Genomic DNA, 22,522 nt, shown 5'->3' with positions numbered 1-22,522 from the left:
GTGTGGAGGCCCTCACACCGTCGGGCGTTCGAGGATATCGAAGACGTCGACTGCTTTGTACTCCTGGTTGCGCTGTTTCCCGGTTGTTTCGACGATGAGACCGTCTGCTTCCAGTTCCTTGATTGCATTGTACGCCGTCTGTCGGCTGACGTCGAAGCGCGATTGGACCTCGTTCGCGGTGAAGTACGGAAGGTCGAACAGACTCCGGGCGAGTTTGTGGCTCGTTTTCGAGTGCGGATAGCGCGTCTCGTAGTCCCGGCGAAGCTCGATGAGTTCGAACGTCCGCTCGTAGGAGTCTCTCGCCTGGGCTTCGATTCCGTCGAGGAAGAACAGAATCCAGTCACGTCCAGTTCCCCGCTTCGCTGACTGCGCGCATCTTCTCGACGTACGCCTGTTTGTTCCGATTGAAGTAGGCACTCGGGTAGAGATAGGGGTCCGAGAGATACCCCGCGTCGTGCAGTTGGAGGACGATGAGGATCCGTCCGAGTCTGCCGTTCCCATCAGAACAGGGGTGAATCGTCTCGAACTGGTAGTGTGCGATAGCGAGGTCGATGAGGGGGTGGTGCTGACCTCCCATCTGGATGTAGGCTTCGAGCGAGTCCATCAGCTCAGGCACGTTGCCGTGTGGCGGTGGCACAAACGGTGGCTGGCTGCCACGTGGTGACGGGATGTGGACGTCGCTTTCCCGCCATGTACCGACGACGTCCCCCTCGTTCCGAACGCCTTCGAGGAGTGTCTCGTGGAGCGACTGTAGCAGACTGAGCGTAATCGATTCGCCATCTCTCATCGCGTCGAATCCCTCGTTGAGTGCTCGTTCGGCGTTGAGTACTTCTTGGAGGTCGCGACTGACGTCGACTGTCTCTTGGGACCGACTGCGCGTGTGATACGCGTACACCTCGTCGACATCGACATCTGCGCCTTCGATTTCGGCTGTTTCGACTGCCTCGAGTCGGAGCAGCGAGGTGTACAGAACCGGGGAGAAGTCGACGGTGGGACTGATACCATCGATCCGTCCGAGTTGGAACATCGCATCCGCAACCGACGATGCAAGCTCGTCGTCCATCTCGATTTTCGACGACAGCGGTAACTTGTCCGGAATGTAGTAGGGGTTCGGATGGGACTCAAGATAGCGACCGGGTGCGTCTGGTGGCAGATTTCGAGTCCTCATTTTGACTAAGACAGTATTTGTGTCGGCTTAATCATATTGGTTTTAAGGTAATTTGGATAGTGGCTCGATCTGGACTACTTAGTCAAATTTTGAGCGAGTGTCCTTGTTCTGGAAGACGCCATCGGTACCGAGCGACTCTGCCTTCTCGACTGCCTCGCGCTCACGCTCAATATCCTCGAGTAGATCGCCAATGAGAACCTTTGCAACGCCTTCGTCCAGTTCTCCGTCGAGGTACTGTTGGTGCAACTCGACTCGGTCTTTATTCGAGAGCACTTCCCCAAGCCAATCGTTCCACGGACATATCTGTTGTGACCAGCCATCCGTGGCATAACAGACTACCCTAGTGGCAGACTCAAACCCACGGTGAAGAAGGAGTTCGCTGTATGGTCACACCACACGTATCACATCGCCGGTAAGGTAATTTGAATAGTGGACTGACCACGTCTCTTCAGTCAAATCTGAGTTGTCGTTCTGGAGTACGTTGGTACGTCGAAATTGTTGCTTACGGGTTTGTGAGGTACGGCAGCTCGTACTGTCGTTCAAATCCATATTCGGTGGGGTATACCGGTGCTGTCGTCTCCGCCCATACCTCGTTAACTCGCGCTTCGATCGTCTCGAAGACGAGTCGGAGTACGTCGTTCATGTCGGCAGGGTATTCCGCGTCAAGTGCGGTCGTTTCGCTGGGACGTGGTGGGACGTGGAAGTGGTCGTCCGTGTTGTGTGTATTCGGATGACGGTCCCATCGACAGACCCAGCGGTCACCCGCCCATCGTTCGCGGTAGAGTAGATTGAACTCGCCATTCAACCGCAGTCGAAGTTCAAGCGCCGCAGCGTCAACCACGTCTGGATAGTACGTCTCCTCGAACGATGCAACAACACGGTCTGGTTTTTCGAGGGGGAAATAGTGGACCGACTCAACCATCGAAAGCGCTGCGAGACGAGAGCCAAGCAGCCGCATTCGTTCTTCGTTGAGGTCATCACGCCGACCCATCGCTAGGGGAACGGCGATGCAGCGCTGTGACCACCATCGGAGTCGAGTCGGAGTTTTGCCTCTCGAAGTTCTCGGAGCCGACGGGTGACCGTTCGCCACTCACGCAGGCGCTCTGCCGCGTCGTCGTCGCGAGCAGCAACCCCAGCGTACGCGACCGCGTCCGGTGACGGTTCGTCGAAATGCGCTGCGAGTTCGCGCTCGCGGGCTCGGTACTCGTCAATCGCCTCAGCGACCGCCGCGGACGTCTCGAACTCGCGAATCAGTTCGGTGACCCGACGAAACTCGAAGTACGCCTCGTTCCGAACGAACAATGCAGGGTTGTCAGCGACCTTCTCGAGGACGCCGAGATCGACGAACCACTCCAAGTGGGGGCGAGCACCCTCTTTCGTGCAATCAGCGCGAGCCGCGATATCCGCGACAGTCGTTGGTGTGGTGAGCGTCGTGGCCGCTTCGTACACACGGTCTTTCACAGTCCGCTGTGTAACGGCGCGTTCCCACTCCTCGGTGAGGTTCACGTCCGGGGGCGTCGGCGTCTCGTCGGTCATGACCGGTGCTAGGTGGTCCGCCAATATTACTTTGTGGGTGCTTGTATATCTGAGCGATATCCGTTGTTTTGTGCGCATCGTGCTGCATACAGGTCGCGGCTTGGTCCAGACGATAGAAAAATTCACAACCAGTAGACATGATCGGACAGTATGAACCGCCGCGCCTTCCTTGGGGCTGCTTCCGCAGTCGGAATCCCAGCTCTTTCCGGGTGTGGCACTCTCGAGAAGGTCGAAGAACCCTTCGTCACATACCAACTCGACGGGATCTTCACAGACAACGCCGTCGACGAAGCAATCGAGTTCACAGTAGAGGTACTGGATGGAACTGACCCGATATACGAAACGCAGGTTTTGCTCAGTGCACTCGGCGCTGACGACGGCGACTCCTCCACGGTGATTGAAGGACCGTGGATGGACGAGAACGCGTGATACGGGATTCGAGTCACATCGACAGCCGGCGAACAGGTGACTTTGACGTTAGCCGACGTGTTAGCCCACAGAACAGCGGCGGTCCATGACAAACGCTACATCGAATACACAGTCACCTACACCGGGTTTTTCAGGCTCTCTGTGAATTTCTACGACGAACCTCGAACCTGACAACGGGAGAGTTGCGGGCGAAATACAGCGCGCAAGCACTGTCCAGAGAGACTAATACGGCCCAAATCGCCGGACAGAGTGGATCTCACGGAGACCTTCTGTATCGAAGTCAGCATCTGAGACGACCAGTTCCTTTCCTTCAGACCGAGCCGTAGCCGCAATCATGAGGTCACGTGGCGACATGGGGGTGCCAGATTCGAGAAGGCGGTTCTGCATCCGGGCAGCTTCAAACGCGACCTCTTCGGAGAAGTCAAGAGCGGTGATTCGCCCGAAGTTCTCACGCGCCCCGATGAGGTCCGTCTCACCCGCTGAAAACACTTCACCAGCGAGAACTTCATAGATACAGATGCTGGATGTGACCAACGTCGGTTGTTCATCGACGAACTCAACGACTTCCGCAACACCATCGAGGTAGTCGATGATAACCGACGAATCGAGAAAGGTCACTGCTGAAAGCTCTCTCGGGAACGCTTGATTGCTTCGCGCGCCTTCTCGGCTTTGTCAGTTCCTTTCCACGCACCGGCGTTCATTCCCGATCCCTCATTCGCCAGTCGATCGAGGAACTCATCCCAACTCTCGTCTTCACGCTTCAGCCGCGCCAGTTTCGCCTTCGTCTCATCTGAGACGCGGATTGATGTGCTCATATGCATACGTTGTGTATGCAGGCAGAAGTACTTTGAGGAAGCCACCACTGTTGGATTGCGACAGTTATCCTGTCGGCGTCCGCTTTTCAATCGCAACGAGCGACTCGTCGAGCGCCTGGAGTACGTCGCGATGAGATGGTTCATCGCCCCACGAGTACCGAGAGGTCGTCGTATTGAGGCCGACTTTTGCACCGACGACGAGTGTTGGGCTTGGTTCGCTCTCGGAGTATCCCTGCGTGTCGAACGCGTCTCTGAACGCGTCGCTTCGAACCCACGACAGCCACGTTGTTTCAGCAGTCTCTCCGAGGAGTGCAAGCACTCGGTCGTCGGTCAGCCACTCGACCGCCTGCTCGGCGTCGGTGGTTGTGTCAGCGGGGAGGACGAGCAGATCGGCGTTGTGCGGTGCGTTCACCGTCTCGATTGTTGCAGGCATCGCGAGGTCGACTTCTTCGGCGACGTACACCGGCGTTACGTCGAGCCGCTCGTAGGTTGGCTTCTCAGTGTCTGAATCGTCCGGTGGGAGGGCCGAACACCCAGCGAACGAACTGAGGGCGGCAATGCCGCACGCACGGAGGGCGTTCCGGCGGGTGTACTGTTGCATGGAATCGAGTTAGTCGGCGGGACTGAAAATATGTTCTTGAAATAACTAGATTCGGTTGGTTCCCGCAGGTGAACCGAGGTCGTCTCTCGTCTGGTGGACGAACACGCACGCGATAGGTTCTTGACACTCGGTGAGAGCCACCACGTATGGACGGCAAACGAGTCCTCGTTACTGGCGGTGCCGGATTCATCGGCTCGAATCTCGCCAACTCTCTCGCAGAAGACAACGACGTCATCGCAATCGACGACCTCTACCTTGGCACGCCCGAGAATCTGGATGATGCCGTGGAGTTCCACGACATGACGGTCCTCGACGACGACCTCCCGACCGAGGGCGTCGACGTGGTGTTCCACCTGGCGGCGCTGTCGTCGTACAAGATGCACGAGGAAAACCCGACGAAGGGTGCCCGTGTCAACATCGAAGGCTTCGTCAACACGGTCGAACAGGCCCGGAAAGACGGCTGTGACACGGTCGTGTACGCGACGACCTCCTCGATCTATGGCTCACGAACCGAACCCTCGCCGGAAGACATGCCCGTCGAGTCTCGGACGGGCTACGAAGCGTCGAAGCTCGGCCGTGAGCGCTACGCCGAGTACTTCCACCACCACTACGACATGCAGTTGGCTGGCATGCGTCTCTTCTCGGTGTACCAGGGCTTCGGCGGTGCAGAAGAACACAAAGGCGAGTTCGCGAATACGGTCGCGCAGTTCACCGACAAGATTGCGAATGGTGAGTCGCCGGAGCTGTTCGGTGATGGGTCCCAAACGCGTGACTTCACGCACGTCGATGATATCGTTCGGGGGATCGAACTCGCGGCTGAGGAGCGACTCCAGGGCATCTACAACCTCGGGACTGCCGAGAGTTACTCGTTCAACGAGATGGTCGAGATGATCAACGAGGTGCTCGGGACAGATGTGGAGCCTGAGTACGTCGAGAATCCGTTCGAGGTGTACGTCCACGACACGAAAGCCGACTACTCGAAGATCCACGAGGCGACCGGGTGGGAACCCCAGGTGTCGTTCGAAGAAGGTGTCGAGCGGGTTTGTGAGCCGTATCTCGACTGACGAAGGGGTTCGTGGTTCGGCTGGGGGGTTTTGCGTTTGATTTTCGAGGTGGTCAGAGCACTCCGTTCGGCGCGCCTTCGAATTCGAAGCACTCGTTCACGCGCAATCGCTGGCGGTCTGCGTGCCGAGTCTTCCAGAACGTTCGTATCGAGGACGGCCTTCAGTTGTCAGTTCGGGCATCGTGTACGAATTGGTTAATCTCGTCCATGTTACATTGCTAGATTCAAGAAGGAGGTTCTGCATCCGTGCAGCCTCGAACGCGACCTCTTCGGTCGAGAACGGTTACTGCTGGAAGCTCTCGGGAACGCTTGATTGCCTCGCGCGCCTGTTCGGCTTTGCCAGTTCCTTTCCACGCACCAGCCGTCATTCCCGAACCCTGGTTCGCCAATCGGTTGAGGAACTCATCCCAACTCTCATCTTCACGCTTCAGCCTCGCTAGTTTCTCTTTTGTCTCGTCAGAGACGCGGATTGATGTGCTCATGTGCATACGTTGTGTATGCGGGTGAAAGTAGTTTGAGGGAGTCGCCACTGTATTTGGTCATAATGAACGATTCAGACGGGCAGAAGGGAGTCCAGATGTGGTGTCTTGACCCGTGCTTCGACTGCTCACCTCACCCCGCGTCGGTCCGCGGAGTACGCATACAGATAGGTACACACGAGAATCGCCGCGCCAAGGCCGACCATATTCTGGAGTAGGTCTGTGACCGTCACGACGAACATGAGCGAGAACACGCCGTAACACCCGAGGCCGCCAAAGAGACACATGGTGAAGCGTTTTCGAACCCAGTACAGTTCGTGTTCGCGTTTCTGTGGGAGACCATCGACCACCGGCCAGTACGACCCTGCGATGAAGCCGACCGCAATTGCACACACGAACAGCAACAACAGGGCTTGCGCATTCCCACCCAGTAGCTCACTCGGTGTCCAGTGGGTGACGGCACTCACGACGAGGATCGACGCGCTCCCGACCGTTGGAGATGCGATGGAGGCAATCCCAGCGCCCTGGCAGGCGGCCATAAATCGAGTCAGCGGGTCGGGACGAGTGGGACCGTACGATTCGACCGACATCGTGAGCGAATCCACTCGCGGCGCATAGTTGGCTATTACGGCAGGGGGTGTTCCTCAACGTGAGTTCACCACGGGTGCTTCGAGCTGCTCGACAACGTTAGATGCGGCTGCATCCACCAAATCTCCGATAGCGTTCCGCGATTCACGCACGACGATAACCGTGACGGTGACGAGTTCGAGTGTCTGAAGTGCGGAAAGGAGTTGCATAGCGATTATAACGCCGCTCGAAACATCGGGTGACGTTTAGTCCAGCATTGGCTCACGTCTGGTGCTGGACGTGCCACGAGTCAACTGGCTCTGAAGTCAGGACTGTTGAATGCGAATGGTCGATTCCGACCGACTTCCCTTCGCAGTTAGAGCGGGAGTCCACTGACAAGCCTCGGGGCCTGACCCTGAGGCAGTTGACCCTGATACTCCTCACAGTGCCAGCCCGTGAAAATGCTATTAGTTCACGTGACGCCGGGGCGTAGCCTGTGTACTCGGGATTCAATATGTCCTTAGAAACGCAGCCACCGACCGACGAGGCGATCGACAAGTTCGCGGGGACGCTTCGCGGCTCCCTCCTCCGGCCGGACGACGAGGGCTACGACGAGGCCCGGACTGTCTGGAACGGGATGATCGACAAGCACCCGACGTTGATCGTCCAGTGTGCTGGCACGGCAGACGTCATCGGCGCCGTTGACTTCGCCAGAGAGAACGATTACCCCATCTCGGTGAAAGGTGGTGGACACAACATCGCCGGGAGGGCCGTCGCGGACGACGCCCTGATGGTCGACCTCTCGGCGATGGACGCGGTCAGGGTCGACCCGGCCTCGAAGACCGCTCGCGTGGAACCCGGTGTCGTGCTCAACGAACTGGACCACGAGACCCAGGTATTCGGCCTCGCCACGCCCGCCGGGTACAACTCGACGACCGGTATCGCCGGGCTGACGCTGGGCGGCGGCTGGGGCTGGCTCTCCCGGAAGTACGGACTCACCGTCGATAACCTCCTGTCGGCCGACGTCGTCACCGCAGCGGGCGAATTGGTCCACGCCAGCGAGGACGAGAACGAGGACCTCTTTTGGGGGCTTCGGGGCGGCGGCGGCAACTTCGGCGTCGTCACCTCCTTCGAGTTCCAGTTGCACGAGGTCGGCCCAACAGTACTGTCCGGGCCGATCGTCCACCCGTTCGACGACGCCAAAACGGTCCTCGAAGGGATCCGGGAGTTCAACGACGGTGCGCCCAACGACGCGACGGTCTGGTGTGTCATCCGACATGCGCCACCGCTGCCGTTCATCCCCAAGGAGTGGCACGGCCGGACGGTCCTCATCGTGGCGACGTGCTATGCCGGGGACATGGACGAGGGAAAACGGGTGCTCCAGCCCGTACGCGACATCGGCGACCCCATCGCCGATGCGGTCGGGCCCCATCCCTACACCGGCTGGCAGCAGGCGTTCGACGGGCTGGCCCCCGCCGGGAACCGCCACTACTGGAAGGCCCAGAACTTCGAGGCGATGACCAACGGGATGATAGACACGTTTGTGGAGTACGGAGAAACCATCCCCACCCAAGAGACCGAGATCGCCATTCCGAATCTCGGCGGCGCCATCAACGAGCGACCCGTCGATGCGACGGCGTACCCCCACCGCGACACCGAGTACATGATGAGCATCCACACTCAGTGGGTGGACCCCAAACGGGACGAGGAGTGCATCGCGTGGACGCGCGACCTCCACGAGGCGATGACGCCCCACGCGACCGGCGGCGTCTACGCCAACTTCGTCCCCGAGGAGATCGGTGACAAGCGGGCGGCCTACCGCGGGAACTACGACCGCCTCGTCGAAGTGAAGAACGCCTGGGACCCCGAGAACCGATTCCAACTGAACCACAACGTCGAGCCGACTGCGTGACCATGGCAGGTCTCGGAACGGCCCTGATTCGGCATGCTTGTATCCGGAGCCACGGCATCGGTGGCACCAGTCGTTGGAAGGCGCTCCACTCATCTTGCCCCTCCAAGCCGATTTGACGATATTCCGTTAGATAGTCTGTGACTGATACCGAGAGTGGATTTACCAATCGATCAGGTCTCGGTCAGTGAGGCGAAGTGATTGGCTCGTGTCACCCTCATCGCCGTTGATTTTCATCGAAGTTCGGAGCTTTTCTTACAACGTCTTTATCCCTGTCCCATTTGACCAATCCTCTGTCTTCTAATTCCAGCAGGGAGAGGTGGTTTAACCGAAGCCGGAGTTTGGCTGTGTCTTCGTCAACAGAGGGCGGGTCATCACGGGGCACATCTCTCGATTTCTCACTCATAGGTGTGTATCTGATGTTCTAAAGAGAGGTTAATCCCGGAGTTTTTCACTCACATGAATTGCTGTCATCAATCATCTAAGGACGTGTATTCACACCGCACGTTGGCTGTGGTGCGCGGTCTCTGTCAGATTCGAAGGATTTCACAGAGCCGAGCCACCCGAAACAGATCACACCCGTTGTGATCTGTCTCGGTTGAGTTGGAGCCTCTAAGTCGTTTCTTTCTTTCTCACTACTCTTGTATACGAGAGGCTCTCTCCAGTGCTGCTGCTCAATTTGGTGTCTTCAACCGCGCTGGTTGTCGACGGCTTTCGGGGAAGTGTACGACTATTCGTCGTCTATCACACCGTCACTATCGCCACCCCATCACAACGTCTGTGATGCTGCTCGAGGCCGTTGGTGTCTCTGCGAGTTCCGAGACAACGTGGTCGGAGAAGATGACGCGTTTGGTTCCGCGGCGTTTCACGATCTTCACGCCTGCTTTGCCGAGGTCATCGAGGAAGTCCATGACGCGACTGACGGTTTGGGTGTGTGGCGTTCGGCCTTCCTTTGCGTGGAGGACGGTGCGAATGGTACTCGAGTCGAGTGCGAAGCCCGCAGGGACGTTCGTGGCGTACTCTTTGATGTCCTTGGCGATGAAGCGAGCGCGCTCTTGATTGGCGGTGAGGTTCGACAGCGCCTTCGAGGGAAGTCGGATGAGTTGTTGGAGTGGCGAGAGCTGTGTGTTGGGTTCGTCGTTGGGGGTGTCTTCGGATTCCACAGCGTAGAGTCGCTGTTGGAGATGCTTGCGGTGGTCCGTTGCGGCGTCGAGTTCGGCTTCGAGGGCTTGGGTTCGGGTTTCGTAGTGGGAGAGTTGGTCGCGTTGGGACGCGATTGTCTGTGCTTGGGCATCGACGGTCGCTTCGAGTTGTTCGGTGTCGGCTTCGAGTTCGTCAACGCGGTCTTCGAGTTCGTCGATTCGGGCGGCGAGGTCTTCGATGGAGGGCTTGGTCATTTGTGGCCCTCCGTGCGGGGCGGCTGTGCGACGAGACCTTTTTGCGTGGGTGGTGTGTTCGGAGACATGCGGTTTGGTCCAACCAACCGCTTGGGGTCCGTGTCTTCAGCACGGGTCCTTTCTACAAGGACAAGAGCCCGAGAGCGATTGTTATCCGCGAATAGACGCTAGGGTACCATAATGCTTAGCATATTTCTGCTCCTATTGTATCTCAAATACGCTAAGCTGAACACTCATCGGCCGTACTATTGTAGCAGAACAATCTGCTAGAGAAAATGCGACCACGCCCAGAATGGATGTCACTGAAAGATGGGCTACTACTTGAGTTTCTTGCGGAGCATAATCTGGAACTCCCACCCAAGCCGCTCTACCGAAATCTCAATCGGCATGGACACGAGATAGGGTATTCGACAGTACGCCTTCGATTGAGTGAACTCGAGAAACATGGGTTAGTGAGCGAAGTCGGTAGTGGTGGCTATTACGAGATCTCTGAGATTGGCCAACGGTACTTGCAGGGTGAAGTAGCGTTAGAAGATCTCGAGGACTAGCTACTCCGCTTTCCACCACACAACTGCACGGGCACCAACGTTCATCTTTCCTACGTCGCCAGCTTCGTGCAGGGCCTGTAGCTTCTGCCGGGCTGCCTCACTAGAGCATTCGAGTGCTTCTGCAACTTGTTTCGCGGTCAATACTGGCGTGTCTGCCTCAGACAGAATCGTGAGCACCCTTTCTGGGGTGATTTGTGTCGAGTATCGCCCGTGGTCATCCCGTTCACGGTCCATGTCGGTCTGTTTTATTCACAGCTGATAACCCTATTGCTAGGTGGCAAGTGGGAAGGTTTATGACCTATTGTCACGTAGCAATTGGTAAGGAAGACAGGTCCCAATGAGGTATGAGAATGCCCGCGTGCTGGAACACGCGGGACCGGTCTTCCGAATGATCCTAGAAGACCAATGTCAACTACGCACACCGCGACACAAGAGTGTACCGTATCGCTAGCCGAACAACTTACCAACGCCCTCACACGCTCGTTTACGCTTGGGATTGACGCCGAAGGTTCACACATCACTACTTCCGTCCTGCCGACGCCGTCGTCGTCTTTGCTGGCCGTGTCCTCGATCGCTACCAGCCACTTGATGGCCGGCCGCTTCGCGAGTGGAAGGCGTTCGTCTCCCAGAAGCGTGGGTGGGCTTCGATGGGCCAACTTGCACCCATCGGGCTCCGAGTGGATACCGAGCGCAAGGAGGGTCCCCACGCATGAGTGCCCACGAAGAGTTGGAGATGCACCTCGCCCAGGCGCTGACGCGAACGACTGAGCCGGAGGTGCAGGCGCATCTGCACGCCGCGTTAGAGTCTTGTCAGGAGTTGCCGACGACGCTCGTGGCGTGTTCTGCGTGTGGTGCGGTGGGCCTCCCAGAGCGGATTGAGATTCACGACTGTCGGCGTCGGTAAATCGAGTCTCAAATACTCTCAGCGCAAAACTATATTGTAACGCTGAGATACCACTGTTTTGAGTATTCTGTGAATATGGTATTTAAATTAGCTCTGTTGAGATCGCGTTCCTCAGACGAGCCTCGATAAACAGCCGATCAGTCGACTTCTGCGAATGCACGAATCGGCATTGCAGCCGTCTGTGACGCGTTAATTGGGACCACAAACAACCGGAAGGGTTCTCCGTGGAGTGCGTCCCAAACCCTGAATAGTATATTCAGTCAACAGACAAAAATAGTATCAAACTGATTGTTACGATTTTTAGATAGCTATCACTCATTTTTTGGACCGAACCGAAGATCCACAAACACGCTATTCTGGCTACCAGTGTTCCACAAGCGACGCTGTAGGCGGTGAGACTTTGAACAAGACCCCTAGGCTGTGTCTGGCTCGTGGTGTCCCATTGCGTGTCGGAAACTGCGTGCAGGTGTACCGAACATATGTATGTTATACCACTCGGCCCCGACTGCCGTCCACGCTGCCTCGTTACTGCTCGGCGTAACCCGTTCGACGACGTGGCCACACCGATGCGACGGACACAATCTCTAACTAAATGGACGTTCGACACCGCTAGTAGTGTTCTCAGTCCCTCGACTGTGGTCCGGCGTGCCCCTCCAAACACCTCCCTTTCCCGTCGGTGTGCGTGAAACGCATGTGACCGGGCTCGTGATGCTCATCGGCCTCATCTTCGGCGGGATGTATCTGTACACTCGTTGGCGTCAGTTTCTTCGGTAGACACAGCTACGGACTGCGTTGCACCCTCTCGACGAACAATACTCACGTTGAGCTGACGGCCGAGTCAGAGAGTACAGTTCGTATGCTCTCCTCTCTGCTGTCTTGCGCTTTCAACGGCGAACGAAAGCATGCGAAATGCACTCTATCCGGTCCCACTTCGGCCATCGCGTTCTGAGTGAGAGAGTACATTTCGTATGCTTTTCACGTCGGTTCCTGCCGTTTTTGGATGCAAATTCGAGCATACGAAATGGACTCTGCGCTTCTCGTGATGACGGCTACGTCTGGATTTTGTCTGTCGTCGAATTGGAACCCGAGTAAGAGAGTGTATTTCGTATGCTATCGTCTGTACTGTCTTGCGGTTTCAACCAAGAAAGAAAGCATACGAAACGTACTCTATCTCAGTTGACTTCGGACATCATCTTCTGAATGAGAGAGTACATTTCGTATGCTTTTCGTGGATACGTCGTGTGTTTTTCGCGTACAGTAGTAGCAGACGAACTGTACTGGTGAAGTCGTGTTCAGTTTGCGGTCGTTGTGAGACAGTACATTTCGTATGCTTTTCGCCATACAGCGTCGCCCCTCAATCTCACCACTGAGCACGCAGACACAACTTGGGGATGACGAAGGCGAGGGCCGGTGACTCCATTCCGATACAAACGAGAGTACGTTTCGTATGCTTCGACCCCCGTTCTCAGGTCACTCGTCGTGTTCGATTTGCTCGCGAGTCTCCAAGACGAGGTCTGAATCGAGGTCGAGTTCGTACTCGTAGTACTGTCCACCACTCAATCCCTCGTTTCGATCGTATCGCTTGGCGAAGCCGAGCATGTGGAGATCCGAGAGATGGTCCTGAATACTCTTGAGCGTCGTCAACGGTTCAACGCCCCAGGACCGTGCGACTGTTTTGTAGTGGGATTGAATTTCCTTCGAGCGCACGGGGCAGTGCCCCTGTTCTTCGAGTCGAGCAATCGTCTCCAAGACGAGTTGTGCCTGTTCGGTTTGGTCGCGGATTCGGTTGCTCAATCGACCACGTTGGACAAGCCGTCGAGCCTCCTCCACATGCTCGTCAGTCACGCAGTACTCGCCTCGTTTTTCAGCCACCTCCGCGCCGACACGAAGTAGGTCGATCGCTTGACGTGCATTGCCCATGTCTCGGGCCGCAATCGCGGCTGTCATCGTTATCGCCGACATGTCGTAGCCATCCTCGATGAACGCACGCTCTGCCCTGTCAAGGAGAATCGTCTTCAGTTCGGTCGCATCGTACGGGGAAAACGAGATTTCTGTCTCCATCAGCGTGTCTTTGACCTTCGGTGAGAGGTCATCTCTGAACGTGTAGTTGTTGCTGATGCCGATAATCCCAATTCGAGCCTCGTCGATGTGTCCGTTCGACCGCGCGCGTGGGAGTTCGTACAGGAGGGAGTTCGCACCTGAGAGGTGGTCGATTTCGTCGAACGCGAAGATGTGCGTCCCACCAATTCGATCGAGTTGTGTGTAGAGTTCGTCAAAGGCATCTCCTGTTCCCAATCCGCGTTTGGGAAAGTCGCTGGCGTGTGCAGGGAGCAGTTCGTTCACTAAGCGACGAACGACCATGAATAGCGTCTTGCCATTACAGTTTACCTCGTGGACGTGCAGGTCATCAGCTTGCTCTCGCGTCTCGACCTCTGTTGCCAATGCATCCAGCATGTAGGTCGTGACTGCTGTCTTCCCAAGTCCTGCCTTTCCGTACAGCATGACGTTTTTCGGATCCCGGCCAAAGAGGACGTCTTGGAGTGCATATCGGTATTCTTCGATTTCTTGGTCACGCTCGAGAATCTCTTCGGCTGGTACTCTTCGCTGAGTACACTCTTGTCAGCGAAGATTGTCTCCGTCATGTCGCTGAACGGTCCTGCCATGTCCTTACCGAATCGATGAGTGTTTACTATATAAAACCGCACTTCGTCTGTTTCGTATGCTTTCTTGCTCGAACACAGATTGGTTCAATCTGACGATTCTGGCGTTTTGAGGCGTTTTCGCGAGACAGAGCATACGAAATGTACTCTCTCACTAAGTGCGGAGACATCTCCGTGTGCTGTGACTGGAACCGAGCGATGGTGTGTGGACTCCCTTCCGGTCTACCATCGGGGTGTCTTATTCTAGAGAAAGCATACGAAATGTACTCTCACACTCGATGGGGTCGTGTGATATCTGCGTACTGAGATATCGATACTGGCTAAAAAGAGCATCAGCAGGCGCAAACCAACGACGCAGTCGAACAGTTACCAGCGACCGTCGATGGCACGCTCGTAGGCCGCTTCGGCCTGGTCGGCGACGCTGTCCCAATCATACTTCTCGGCGCGTTTCGTTGGTTCGGTCGGCGGTGTCTCGCCTGCGAGTGCTTGGGCTAACGACTCTGCGACTGAGTCAGGGGTGGTGAAGAAAGAGGTCGAGGTGTACTATGGACTACTCAGTCATTCGTTCTTCACAGGAACCGGGAATTTGTAGTCGTACGCCATGAGCGTATTTGAACGCCGTAAGTCGTCGAGGAACGTCCGTGCATCATAGTCACGAAGCCGAATATACAACCCGGAGCCGTCCTCAATGCCCTTCTGTCTGACTGCGTAGTTGTCGTACCCAAGGCGGTTGACTTCTGACTGGAGATGTTCGACGCACGACTCAGGAAAGCCGTGGGTCGCAAAGGAAACGCGCGGTGCGCCGCTGTCACGGATTGAACAGTTCCCGTCACCCCAGTACCAATGCAGGAGTGCTGTCTTGTCGAGGTGGAAGTCCTCCGGGACGATTTTTCGGTTGTTCTTCTCGTCTCTGATTTCGTACCACTCCTCATACATTCGTTGGAGTCGTGGTTGTGGTCGTGACGTGACTATCCACGAAGTGTAGTCTTCGTCGGTAAACTGATTCAGCCGGGTGAACGAGTTCGGCTGTGATTCCGGGAAGAACCCATCGGGAAGCTTCTCAATCAGCCGACGTGCGTGTCCTTCCGTCGTCGTTGAGAGTTGGAAGAAACACGACCCATCGTATCGAGAGTGTAAGCACCCGTCACCGAGTAATTCTCCCTGGATAACCGACACCTGAGATGGACTCAGTCCGTGGTCAGTCGTCTTCGGGAGCGAGATAGGGTCGGCACCTGCCTCTTCAAGATGGAACCGAATCGCGACCGGGGACGTGTCGTACTGGTCCGCAAGCGACTGGAGGGAACTCCGACGTTCGTACGCTTCAACCATCTCATCCCTTCGGTTCGCTAACTGCGTGTACGCCGGACCACCATTTCGCATTGCGACATCGGAGTCGTGCAGCCGACTCTGAATTGGTCTCGTGGACACATCGAACACGTCCGCAATCTCACGGAGCGACTGCCCTGACTCGTAGCGTTCGATAATCTCATCGACTCGCTCGTCGAGCCATTCGTATCGCTGCATCCGTCAGACCCCCATCGGGGACGTTTGGTAGTCGTGATACTGTTCAACAGACTCTTGTCTATCTCGATCTGAGTTGCTCATGCTTCGTCTTGGGCGAAGCACGGGGCGGTGTCTCCAGCACCGTCCTCTCCGTTGAGGCGACCCGTGCTTCTCGATAGCTGCTACGGACGGTGGCTATTTAGGAGTTTTGCTTAGCAAAATGCTTGGCAAACAGTTCGGTTACATGCTTGGTAAATTGCTGAGTATTATGCATACGGAGTCAGAACTGCGCGCCATACATGGTCAACGAACGCTACGAACCGAACGAACGGGAGGAAGTCGTCCTCGAGTTATTCAAGCAAGGGCGGCGTTCTGGTTCACCGTGGGGTCGTGTTAATCCGCTGTATCTGCGTGAGCATTCGGATCTGGAGAAAGGCCAGGTCGAGTACGCGCTTCGAAATCTGACGAATGCTGGCTGGATTACGCAGTTGAATCGAGGTGGGTTGTATGAGTTGGTGGAAGATCCACGAGATTGATAAGTGTTTGACATATTTGATCTCTAAATTCACCAGAGGCCATTACAAGACACAGATTAGCTAAATGACCAAAATACCGGCAGTTTCGGATACCTCACCTAGATAGTCCAAATCAATCATCTTTGGTGCCAAGCGTCTGGTAACCATTATTGTTCTATTCATGCCAAGTGAAGTCATTCCAGTACCTTCATTTATATTTCAGTACAGGATTTATACATGGCCAGAATTTCCGTTATCATTCCCACTAAAAATGCAGGCCAGGAGTTTGAGGATACATTAATATCAATTCAAAGTCAAGATGTCGATGATATCGAACTCATCGTAATTGACTCTGGCTCTACCGACGGTACAGTTGAACTCGCAGAACAGTATGCCGATACTATCATTGAGATCCCGCCTGATGAGTTCCACCACGGGCAAACTCGCAACCAAGCAGCGGACCAAGCTGAAGGGGATATAATCGTCTTTACCGTTCAAGATGCAGTTCCAATTGATGATGAGTGGTTAAGCCAACTCACCAGCCCAATAAATGATGGTAATGCCGATGTGTGTTACGGCAATCAAATAGCGTACCCTGATGCTAAACCTTCAGACAAATTCTTTTACAAATATTTCTACCCAGATACATCAATCACCCTTACAAAATCCGATGCGAGCAAAAAGGGAGAGTTTTATATGGACAATATATTTTTATCTGATGCAAACTCAGCAGTTTCTCGCCACGTTTGGAATCAATTCCAGTTCCTCGATTCTGTCCCTATGTCTGAAGATAAGGACTTTGCATACCGAGTCGCATCTGCAGGTTACGAAATTCACTACTGCCCAGAGTCAAAAGTCTATCACTCACACGACTATACGCTTCGGTCACTATTCACCCGACGATACAAAGACGGGAAAGCATTTTCCGAGATCGCCGCGACTGATTCTGATGACTTCGTATTCTCTGGAGTACGGTATGTCTGGAACGAATACGCTTACTTGATCAACTCCGGTGCAGCCTACTGGATCCCGTACGCACTTTTGTATGACTTCGTGTACTTTATCTCGTTCACATTAGGGAAGAACTACGAATATCTGCCAACAAGCGTCAACGACTAAGTCACTAAAATAGCTCTTCAAACACACCAAGTAACCTATTTGTTGCCTTGTCCCAAGTAAACTGCTCTGATCGAGTTCGTCCCTTCTGAGAGAGTTCTTCAAGCCGATTAGAGTTATGAACAATTTCTAGCCCCTGTTTGATCGAATCAATGTCGTATGGATCAACGAACTCAGCTGCCTCTCCCATCACTTCAGGTATTGCCGTTACGTTTGATGTGACGACCGGTGTTCCACGAGCAGCTGCCTCAAGCGGCGGAAGACCAAATCCTTCATAGAGAGAAGGATACGCGAATAGAGTTGCATTTTCATAAACATATATCAATTCCTCCCGTGAGACATATCCTAAGTTCATAATATCATCTCGGTTAACCTTCTCGTTGCCGAAAGCAGCGGTATCACTTGGACCAACTACAACAAGCTCACAGTCTGTATCTAGTTTGTTATATGCCTGTATGAGGCGTGAGAGGTTTTTGCGCTCATCCGCGGAGCCTACAAACAGAATATATTCGTCAGGAACTTCGATCGGCTTTCCAGCATTTTTCTCAAAAAAGAGGTCGTCGATACCATTGTAGACTACATGAACATCATCTTGCTTGACCGGGAGATTCTCAACGATTCTGTTCTTCGAAAATTCTGAAACGGTTACTACAACGTCGGCATTTCGAACACCAAACGGAATCGTCGCTTTTCGATAGAACCGTTGAAGACTACTGTGCCCATGTTCGGAACCGACGTGGTGAACAAGCACTACTGTTTTGTAATCTCCCCAAGTGATGGGCGGAGCATTTGCATTTGGACAAAATAGAATGTCTAAATCATCATTCGCTGCAAGGAAAGGAAGAACACTACGTTCCCAGATGACACCAAAAGCTTGCGAGTTCCACGGGAAGAGAGCATCTCTATACGAGGGTGTATTATTGAACCACCGATAGCCCTCCTCGTGTCCATATAATGTAGATGAAGCTGACCGATCTATTAGGTTCTTTGCGTGTTGTATTCCAACTTGAGCGGCTCCTGCTGGAGTCTCAAGACTAAATACTCTTGCGTTAATTCCGATATTCATCTTTCTATCATTTTCTCCCAGGGTCCTCGAAGCACGTATTTCTCCATCAGTTAGCCAATGTTAGTTATAGTATCGGTTCTCTATTACTATCCTACTTGCTCAGTACAATTTCAGAAAGTGAATAGAGAGGTGAAGCAATCGCGGCATATGAACTAAGGGAATTTGTGTTCTCTTGAGACAGTCGGTGTTTATTTGGGAGAGCAACTCCATCTCAGAAGGAAAGATGAAATGACAGGTGAGCTAACTTGGAGGCGAGCATATGAGTGAGAGCGCGGAGCAAACGGCTGGAAAACGTTGAGAATATTCTTTTAATCACGGTAGACTCACTACGATATGATTTAACTTTAACCAGTAGTCCACAACTCTCAGCGATTGAGAGGTTATCTGAGGATGGTGTTTCCTTTGAGCATGCGTATGCTACAGGCCCAGGGACAACGCCTTCGTTCCCTGCGATGCTTACAGGAACACTACCGTTATCATATGGGGGGTTAGGTCCACTAACTGATGAGCGGCCGAGAGTTGCATCTAATCTTCGAGATGCTGGGCTCACTACTGGTGGCTTCCAGAGTAATCCGTTCCTTTCACGTCACTTCAACTATAATGTTGGATTTGACATATTTGAGGACTACCAAAACCCACTAATGGGAATTGCAACCAAGATCTTCCCACGGGGTATTGAATTGTCTAACCCTCAGATGAAGAAGATCGATGAGGTGTTCCATCTCACCGATATCATAAAGAAGACCTATGAGTTGGTGAAAGGTAAGCCACGACCATACGTTAATGCAGAAACTATCACAACAGATGCGATCAACTGGCTTGACAACGTAGATGATTCATTCTTTGGGTGGGTCCATTATATGGACGTTCATCATCCGTGTTATCCTCCAGAACAATATCGTGCTCAATTCGATGTTGCAGATATCTCGCAGACAGATGTTTCTGAATGGTACTCTCAGTTACTTACCCAGCCCGAGACTTTGTCAAAAGATGAGATTGATTCACTTCGTCGGCTCTATGATGCTGCTGTCCTTTATACAGATGATCAGATTAATCGACTCCTTGACAAGTTGAGTGAAATGAACAGATATGAAGATACCTTAATCGTATACACATCTGACCACGGTGAACTATTTGGTGAACATGGTGCATACGGTAAACCACGACGTATGTATGACGAACTTCTACATATTCCCCTAATCATAACAAACGGACCGGAAGGTCTTTCAGAGCACTCTGGTGAATTAGTTAGTTTGTTGGACTTGCCACCCCTATTTCATAACGTACTCGGAGTAGAGCCTCCGCACAAGTATGAAGGACAGGGAATTACTGATACTAAAAGAGACTTTATTATTGCTGAACATGAAATGGATGGCGAGGTCATCGTTGCTGCTCGATCAAAAGATTTGTTGTTTGAGGTAGATAAAATAAGAAACGAGGACCGATTATCCAGCATTAAAAATGGCGAATTTGTCGAAAATTGTCAAAAAGACGCGCCAGGCTCAGAAGACATACAGCAAGTCGTGTTGAATCGTCTTTCTAATCTTGATGTGAATACACGCCGACTTGAAGACGAAGTGGGAGGAGATGTTCAAGACAGATTGGAAGATCTTGGATATTTATAGATATAACAGCTAAATTATAATATATGATTAATGAATGAATAGGTCGAAAAGTAGGTGAATCATACCAGCACCCGACCTGTCCGGCGAGAGTTAAGACCACTACGCTTGGATATTGGTCCTGGCAGAGGATCACGATGTCCGCTGGGTGTTCACCGCCCGATTTCATGCTGGCGGTCGTTATTCTCGCAAAGTAGAAGTGGTTGTTTATGTTCCTAATACAGAAGTGATTACTTAGCCGAGGCGGGCCACAGTCAATGAAACGGCTCCAAGATCAACGGTAATCAATCGTAGTTATATGTGGTGATATACTCGACAAAGTGCTGATTCTTGATGTCGTTCTATTCAATCGTAACGGCACCTATCCAGCAGCTACGTCTTTTCACGATATCACCGAGAAACGCTACCCTCGGAAAACTGTATCTCTCACAGATACACTCGCCTATTTCGATTGGACATTTGAGATGGAGGAGAGGTACGTCTAACGCTCTCGAAAAGTACTGGGCGTGCTGGTGATCGCCTGTACGATTTCCCAATTTCTACGTCCAGTTGCCTCAGACTCGTGTTGAAACCGATAAGATGTGAGGTGAGTGAAGATGATGGCGATTTGGTCATTAAATGTTCAGTCACAACTATTACACAGATACCGTTTAAGCAATTGATAGTTGTCGTACCGAATTATCGATTTGGATCGGCAGACTGGACAGTAGTTGCAGTCACACCAGCAAATCGATTGCACAAGTTCGAGGCTCAACGCCACAAGACGAATGTATTGAGAGGAATTATGCTTCTCATGGAGTGGCACGTCACTTCTTTACCGCTGCCCAGTAACTACGAAAGATCCGATAGTAATTAATATCCGAAATTCATAATTAATTAACAGTTTTCCAAGATTGCATAGAATCTTCATGAAAAGGCATAAATATAATAAATATCTTACTTGAAAACGGTGCAAATTCATTAAAACATGGTTAGAAAAATAGTGTTCTCAATATACGATACGACAACATATCGAAATTTAGTTCCTATCGCAGAAGAACTCTCGGAAGACTACGAAGTTGAGTATCTTCTTTTTGATGAACTTCTTCAAAGCGCTGATCCGAGTAAGAGCTCAGCTCTACCAGCGGACGAACTGAAACCCCATCGCTTCGCAGATGAGTATATTCGGTCAAAAGTAGCTACCAAATTTCATGAAACGCCGAGATCGAAAAAGAAAGTCGCTGTTCAACGTATCATTGAAGACAACATCTCACCGCAACTAATCTATGACATTCACTCGTATATTAAAGATACATCTATGGATGTTTTCGTTAGTGGCCATGATCGACTCCCGTTTATCAAGCATGTAATGAAGTTTTCAGAAACCGCAGATTTCAAGAGTATCGTTATTCAACATGGCATCAATCGCCCGGATCTGGAATTTCGAAATGGACAACCTGTAAACCGGCAGGGGCTCTTTAGACCATCAATTGAACCCCAATCATGGGCCATTGAAAAGTTCAAACGTAGATTCGGTTTCAATTACGGGGCCTTTCTCTTTTGTAGTCCGTACGCCGACGAAGTATTAACAATGGGTGATTTCTTCACAGAACGGATTCGGAAACTTAGAGAACAATATCCATGTAATGGGGCTGGAACAGTCACTACGGTAGGATACTCGGAATTCAATCCAGGCTCCATCAAACCTGTTGAGACAAATGCCGAATCCGCGTTATTCCTCTCTCAGTGGCAATATGAGGCAGGGTCATGGACAGAACAACAACAGAAACAACTGGCGGACATCCTTCGGACATTCCAAAGAAAAAATAACCTGAATCTTAGGGTTAGACCCCATCCAAAAGACTCTGAAGAAAAAATTTCAAGATTCTTTAATGATTTTCAACTATCCCGTGGCGCTGGACTAGAGAGTGATATTGAAAATCACGATATCGTATTGACTGTTGATTCAACTGCTCTGTTACGTGCAGTTCTCAGGGGTAAGGTGCCGGGGGTCATTGATTTACCATGGGAACAAAACACCTTTTCCCCATTCACTCACGATCATGTGTTGTCTATCGATAGTGATTTCGTCGATCTTGAACAACAAGCTTCGAAACTTTCTGAGACGACACAAGTTGACTACCTTCAACGCTTCTGTTACGTGCCTTCCCTAGATGAATCATCAAAATTCAACACACCACGAGAATATCTGGCCGCTAAAATCACTAGTGATCTCAACTCTATAGGGCCCGTCTAGTTGGTAGATGAAAATTGCCGGGTGTGATATAATTCACTTGAGATTTTGTTATGACTGGCACTGTCTAGTTAGTAACCTCCTGGACTGGCGTTCGTCCATCGAGCGCTTGATGCGGTCTCTGAAAATTATAGTATTGCACAAATTGTATGAACCACTCGCGGACGCTTCCGTAACTGCCCACCCACGAATTATGGAAGCGGTCGACTCGCATTTTGAGGGTGTGAACCACTTTTCGATGAGGTTTCGCTCAACGTAGTCCAGCCGACCGCTCAATCCTAATCGAGAGAGGCAGTCTGATAGCCGTAGCCATCAACGAGAAACACAGTATCTGAGAGATCGTGTTTCTCGGAAAGTCGATGGAGAAATGCAGCAGCCGGGTCGGTACCAT

23 protein-coding genes and 4 pseudogenes are annotated in these 22,522 nt (G+C 52.7%); 10 read left to right on the top strand and 17 right to left on the bottom strand.

What is annotated here, in order from left to right:
* Positions 1-12: 12 nt before the first annotated feature.
* The 4 genes and pseudogenes from ATB1_RS23415 to ATB1_RS13785 all read right to left on the bottom strand — a co-directional run bounded on the left by ATB1_RS23415 (position 13) and on the right by ATB1_RS13785 (position 2,704).
* Positions 13-1,168, bottom strand: a pseudogene (locus tag ATB1_RS23415) (Fic family protein).
* A gap of 78 nt (positions 1,169-1,246) precedes the next feature.
* Positions 1,247-1,441: a hypothetical protein gene (locus ATB1_RS13795; RefSeq protein WP_241768243.1), complete on the bottom strand. Its 195-nt coding sequence runs from the start codon at positions 1,439-1,441 to the stop codon at positions 1,247-1,249.
* A 229-nt stretch (positions 1,442-1,670) separates the two neighbouring features.
* The gene (locus ATB1_RS13790; RefSeq protein WP_042664583.1) at positions 1,671-2,159 is read right to left on the bottom strand and encodes a hypothetical protein; all 489 of its coding nucleotides are present in this window, start codon (positions 2,157-2,159) and stop codon (positions 1,671-1,673) included.
* A gap of 2 nt (positions 2,160-2,161) precedes the next feature.
* Positions 2,162-2,704 carry a hypothetical protein gene (locus tag ATB1_RS13785; protein ID WP_241768242.1) on the bottom strand — a complete coding sequence of 181 codons (543 nt, stop codon included), beginning with the start codon at positions 2,702-2,704 and terminating at the stop codon, positions 2,162-2,164.
* Positions 2,705-2,854: 150 nt separating this feature from the next.
* Here ATB1_RS13785 and ATB1_RS13780 point away from each other — a divergent pair, with 150 nt between their 5' ends.
* The gene (locus ATB1_RS13780; protein WP_042664580.1) at positions 2,855-3,133 is read left to right on the top strand and encodes a hypothetical protein; all 279 of its coding nucleotides are present in this window, start codon (positions 2,855-2,857) and stop codon (positions 3,131-3,133) included.
* Between the two features lie 222 nt (positions 3,134-3,355).
* Here the strand turns inward: ATB1_RS13780 and ATB1_RS13775 are convergent, their stop codons facing one another.
* The 3 genes from ATB1_RS13775 to ATB1_RS13765 all read right to left on the bottom strand — a co-directional run bounded on the left by ATB1_RS13775 (position 3,356) and on the right by ATB1_RS13765 (position 4,549).
* Positions 3,356-3,751 carry a type II toxin-antitoxin system VapC family toxin gene (locus tag ATB1_RS13775; RefSeq protein WP_008096052.1) on the bottom strand — a complete coding sequence of 132 codons (396 nt, stop codon included), beginning with the start codon at positions 3,749-3,751 and terminating at the stop codon, positions 3,356-3,358.
* Positions 3,748-3,948 carry an antitoxin VapB family protein gene (locus tag ATB1_RS13770; RefSeq protein ID WP_008096053.1) on the bottom strand — a complete coding sequence of 67 codons (201 nt, stop codon included), beginning with the start codon at positions 3,946-3,948 and terminating at the stop codon, positions 3,748-3,750. Before ATB1_RS13770 ends, ATB1_RS13775 begins: the two co-directional genes overlap by 4 nt.
* Positions 3,949-4,012: 64 nt before the next feature.
* Positions 4,013-4,549: a hypothetical protein gene (locus tag ATB1_RS13765; RefSeq protein WP_042664573.1), complete on the bottom strand. Its 537-nt coding sequence runs from the start codon at positions 4,547-4,549 to the stop codon at positions 4,013-4,015.
* A gap of 146 nt (positions 4,550-4,695) precedes the next feature.
* On the opposite strand from ATB1_RS13765, the gene ATB1_RS13760 reads away from it, so the two are divergent.
* Positions 4,696-5,613, top strand: a complete 918-nt coding sequence (locus ATB1_RS13760) for an NAD-dependent epimerase/dehydratase family protein (RefSeq protein ID WP_042664571.1) — start codon at positions 4,696-4,698, stop codon at positions 5,611-5,613.
* 223 nt (positions 5,614-5,836) lie between these two features.
* Here the strand turns inward: ATB1_RS13760 and ATB1_RS20900 are convergent, their stop codons facing one another.
* From ATB1_RS20900 to ATB1_RS22060, 3 genes are all read right to left on the bottom strand, one after another.
* Entirely contained in the window at positions 5,837-6,094 is a 258-nt protein-coding gene (locus ATB1_RS20900) for an antitoxin VapB family protein (RefSeq protein ID WP_241768241.1), read from the bottom strand.
* A 125-nt stretch (positions 6,095-6,219) separates the two neighbouring features.
* Complete coding sequence (locus tag ATB1_RS13750) at positions 6,220-6,681, bottom strand: hypothetical protein (protein ID WP_241768240.1); 462 nt, start codon at positions 6,679-6,681, stop codon at positions 6,220-6,222.
* A gap of 54 nt (positions 6,682-6,735) precedes the next feature.
* On the bottom strand, positions 6,736-6,888 hold the full coding sequence (locus ATB1_RS22060; RefSeq protein ID WP_157837748.1) for a hypothetical protein: 153 nt from the start codon (positions 6,886-6,888) through the stop codon (positions 6,736-6,738).
* On the opposite strand from ATB1_RS22060, the pseudogene ATB1_RS20895 reads away from it, so the two are divergent.
* Positions 6,823-7,038: pseudogene (locus ATB1_RS20895) on the top strand (zinc ribbon domain-containing protein); the annotation flags it as partial. The gene ATB1_RS22060 and the pseudogene ATB1_RS20895 overlap by 66 nt on opposite strands.
* Positions 7,039-7,172: 134 nt before the next feature.
* Entirely contained in the window at positions 7,173-8,570 is a 1,398-nt protein-coding gene (locus ATB1_RS13745) for an FAD-binding oxidoreductase (protein ID WP_042664568.1), read from the top strand.
* A gap of 214 nt (positions 8,571-8,784) precedes the next feature.
* Here ATB1_RS13745 and ATB1_RS21680 read toward each other — a convergent pair whose 3' ends face one another.
* Complete coding sequence (locus tag ATB1_RS21680; protein ID WP_128081475.1) at positions 8,785-8,973, bottom strand: hypothetical protein; 189 nt, start codon at positions 8,971-8,973, stop codon at positions 8,785-8,787.
* Positions 8,974-9,322: 349 nt separating this feature from the next.
* Positions 9,323-9,964 (bottom strand): hypothetical protein, encoded by a 642-nt coding sequence (locus ATB1_RS13740; protein ID WP_042664565.1) that lies wholly within the window; start codon positions 9,962-9,964, stop codon positions 9,323-9,325.
* Between the two features lie 296 nt (positions 9,965-10,260).
* Here ATB1_RS13740 and ATB1_RS20890 point away from each other — a divergent pair, with 296 nt between their 5' ends.
* Complete coding sequence (locus tag ATB1_RS20890) at positions 10,261-10,512, top strand: winged-helix domain-containing protein (protein WP_082256418.1); 252 nt, start codon at positions 10,261-10,263, stop codon at positions 10,510-10,512.
* On the opposite strand, the gene ATB1_RS20885 is transcribed toward ATB1_RS20890, so the two are convergent.
* Complete coding sequence (locus ATB1_RS20885; RefSeq protein WP_082256417.1) at positions 10,513-10,746, bottom strand: HTH domain-containing protein; 234 nt, start codon at positions 10,744-10,746, stop codon at positions 10,513-10,515. It lies immediately after the preceding gene.
* A 475-nt stretch (positions 10,747-11,221) separates the two neighbouring features.
* On the opposite strand from ATB1_RS20885, the gene ATB1_RS13735 reads away from it, so the two are divergent.
* Entirely contained in the window at positions 11,222-11,416 is a 195-nt protein-coding gene (locus ATB1_RS13735; RefSeq protein ID WP_042664563.1) for a hypothetical protein, read from the top strand.
* 1,470 nt (positions 11,417-12,886) lie between these two features.
* Here ATB1_RS13735 and ATB1_RS13730 read toward each other — a convergent pair.
* Together ATB1_RS13730 and ATB1_RS13725 are read right to left on the bottom strand one after the other, a co-directional pair.
* Positions 12,887-14,079 (bottom strand): annotated as a pseudogene (locus ATB1_RS13730) (orc1/cdc6 family replication initiation protein).
* A 555-nt stretch (positions 14,080-14,634) separates the two neighbouring features.
* Complete coding sequence (locus ATB1_RS13725; protein ID WP_042664559.1) at positions 14,635-15,600, bottom strand: endonuclease I-EndH; 966 nt, start codon at positions 15,598-15,600, stop codon at positions 14,635-14,637.
* A 278-nt stretch (positions 15,601-15,878) separates the two neighbouring features.
* Between ATB1_RS13725 and ATB1_RS20870 the strand changes: the two genes are divergently transcribed.
* Both ATB1_RS20870 and ATB1_RS13720 read left to right on the top strand, forming a co-directional pair.
* Positions 15,879-16,115, top strand: a complete 237-nt coding sequence (locus ATB1_RS20870; RefSeq protein WP_082256416.1) for a MarR family transcriptional regulator — start codon at positions 15,879-15,881, stop codon at positions 16,113-16,115.
* A gap of 216 nt (positions 16,116-16,331) precedes the next feature.
* Complete coding sequence (locus tag ATB1_RS13720) at positions 16,332-17,213, top strand: glycosyltransferase family 2 protein (RefSeq protein ID WP_042664556.1); 882 nt, start codon at positions 16,332-16,334, stop codon at positions 17,211-17,213.
* Between the two features lie 4 nt (positions 17,214-17,217).
* Here ATB1_RS13720 and ATB1_RS20865 read toward each other — a convergent pair whose 3' ends face one another.
* A complete protein-coding gene (locus ATB1_RS20865; RefSeq protein WP_082256415.1) occupies positions 17,218-18,276 on the bottom strand; it encodes a glycosyltransferase family 1 protein in 1,059 nt (352 codons plus the stop codon).
* Positions 18,277-18,539: 263 nt separating this feature from the next.
* Between ATB1_RS20865 and ATB1_RS20860 the strand changes: the two genes are divergently transcribed.
* Positions 18,540-19,901, top strand: a complete 1,362-nt coding sequence (locus ATB1_RS20860) for a sulfatase (protein ID WP_241768239.1) — start codon at positions 18,540-18,542, stop codon at positions 19,899-19,901.
* A gap of 964 nt (positions 19,902-20,865) precedes the next feature.
* Complete coding sequence (locus tag ATB1_RS21670) at positions 20,866-22,134, top strand: hypothetical protein (protein ID WP_128081474.1); 1,269 nt, start codon at positions 20,866-20,868, stop codon at positions 22,132-22,134.
* Positions 22,135-22,198: 64 nt separating this feature from the next.
* Here ATB1_RS21670 and ATB1_RS20855 read toward each other — a convergent pair.
* A pseudogene (locus ATB1_RS20855) lies at positions 22,199-22,522 on the bottom strand (integrase core domain-containing protein); the annotation flags it as partial.

It is taken from the genome of Haloferax sp. ATB1 (assembly GCF_000730175.1).
This window is presented reverse-complemented; position numbering and strand designations above follow the sequence as displayed.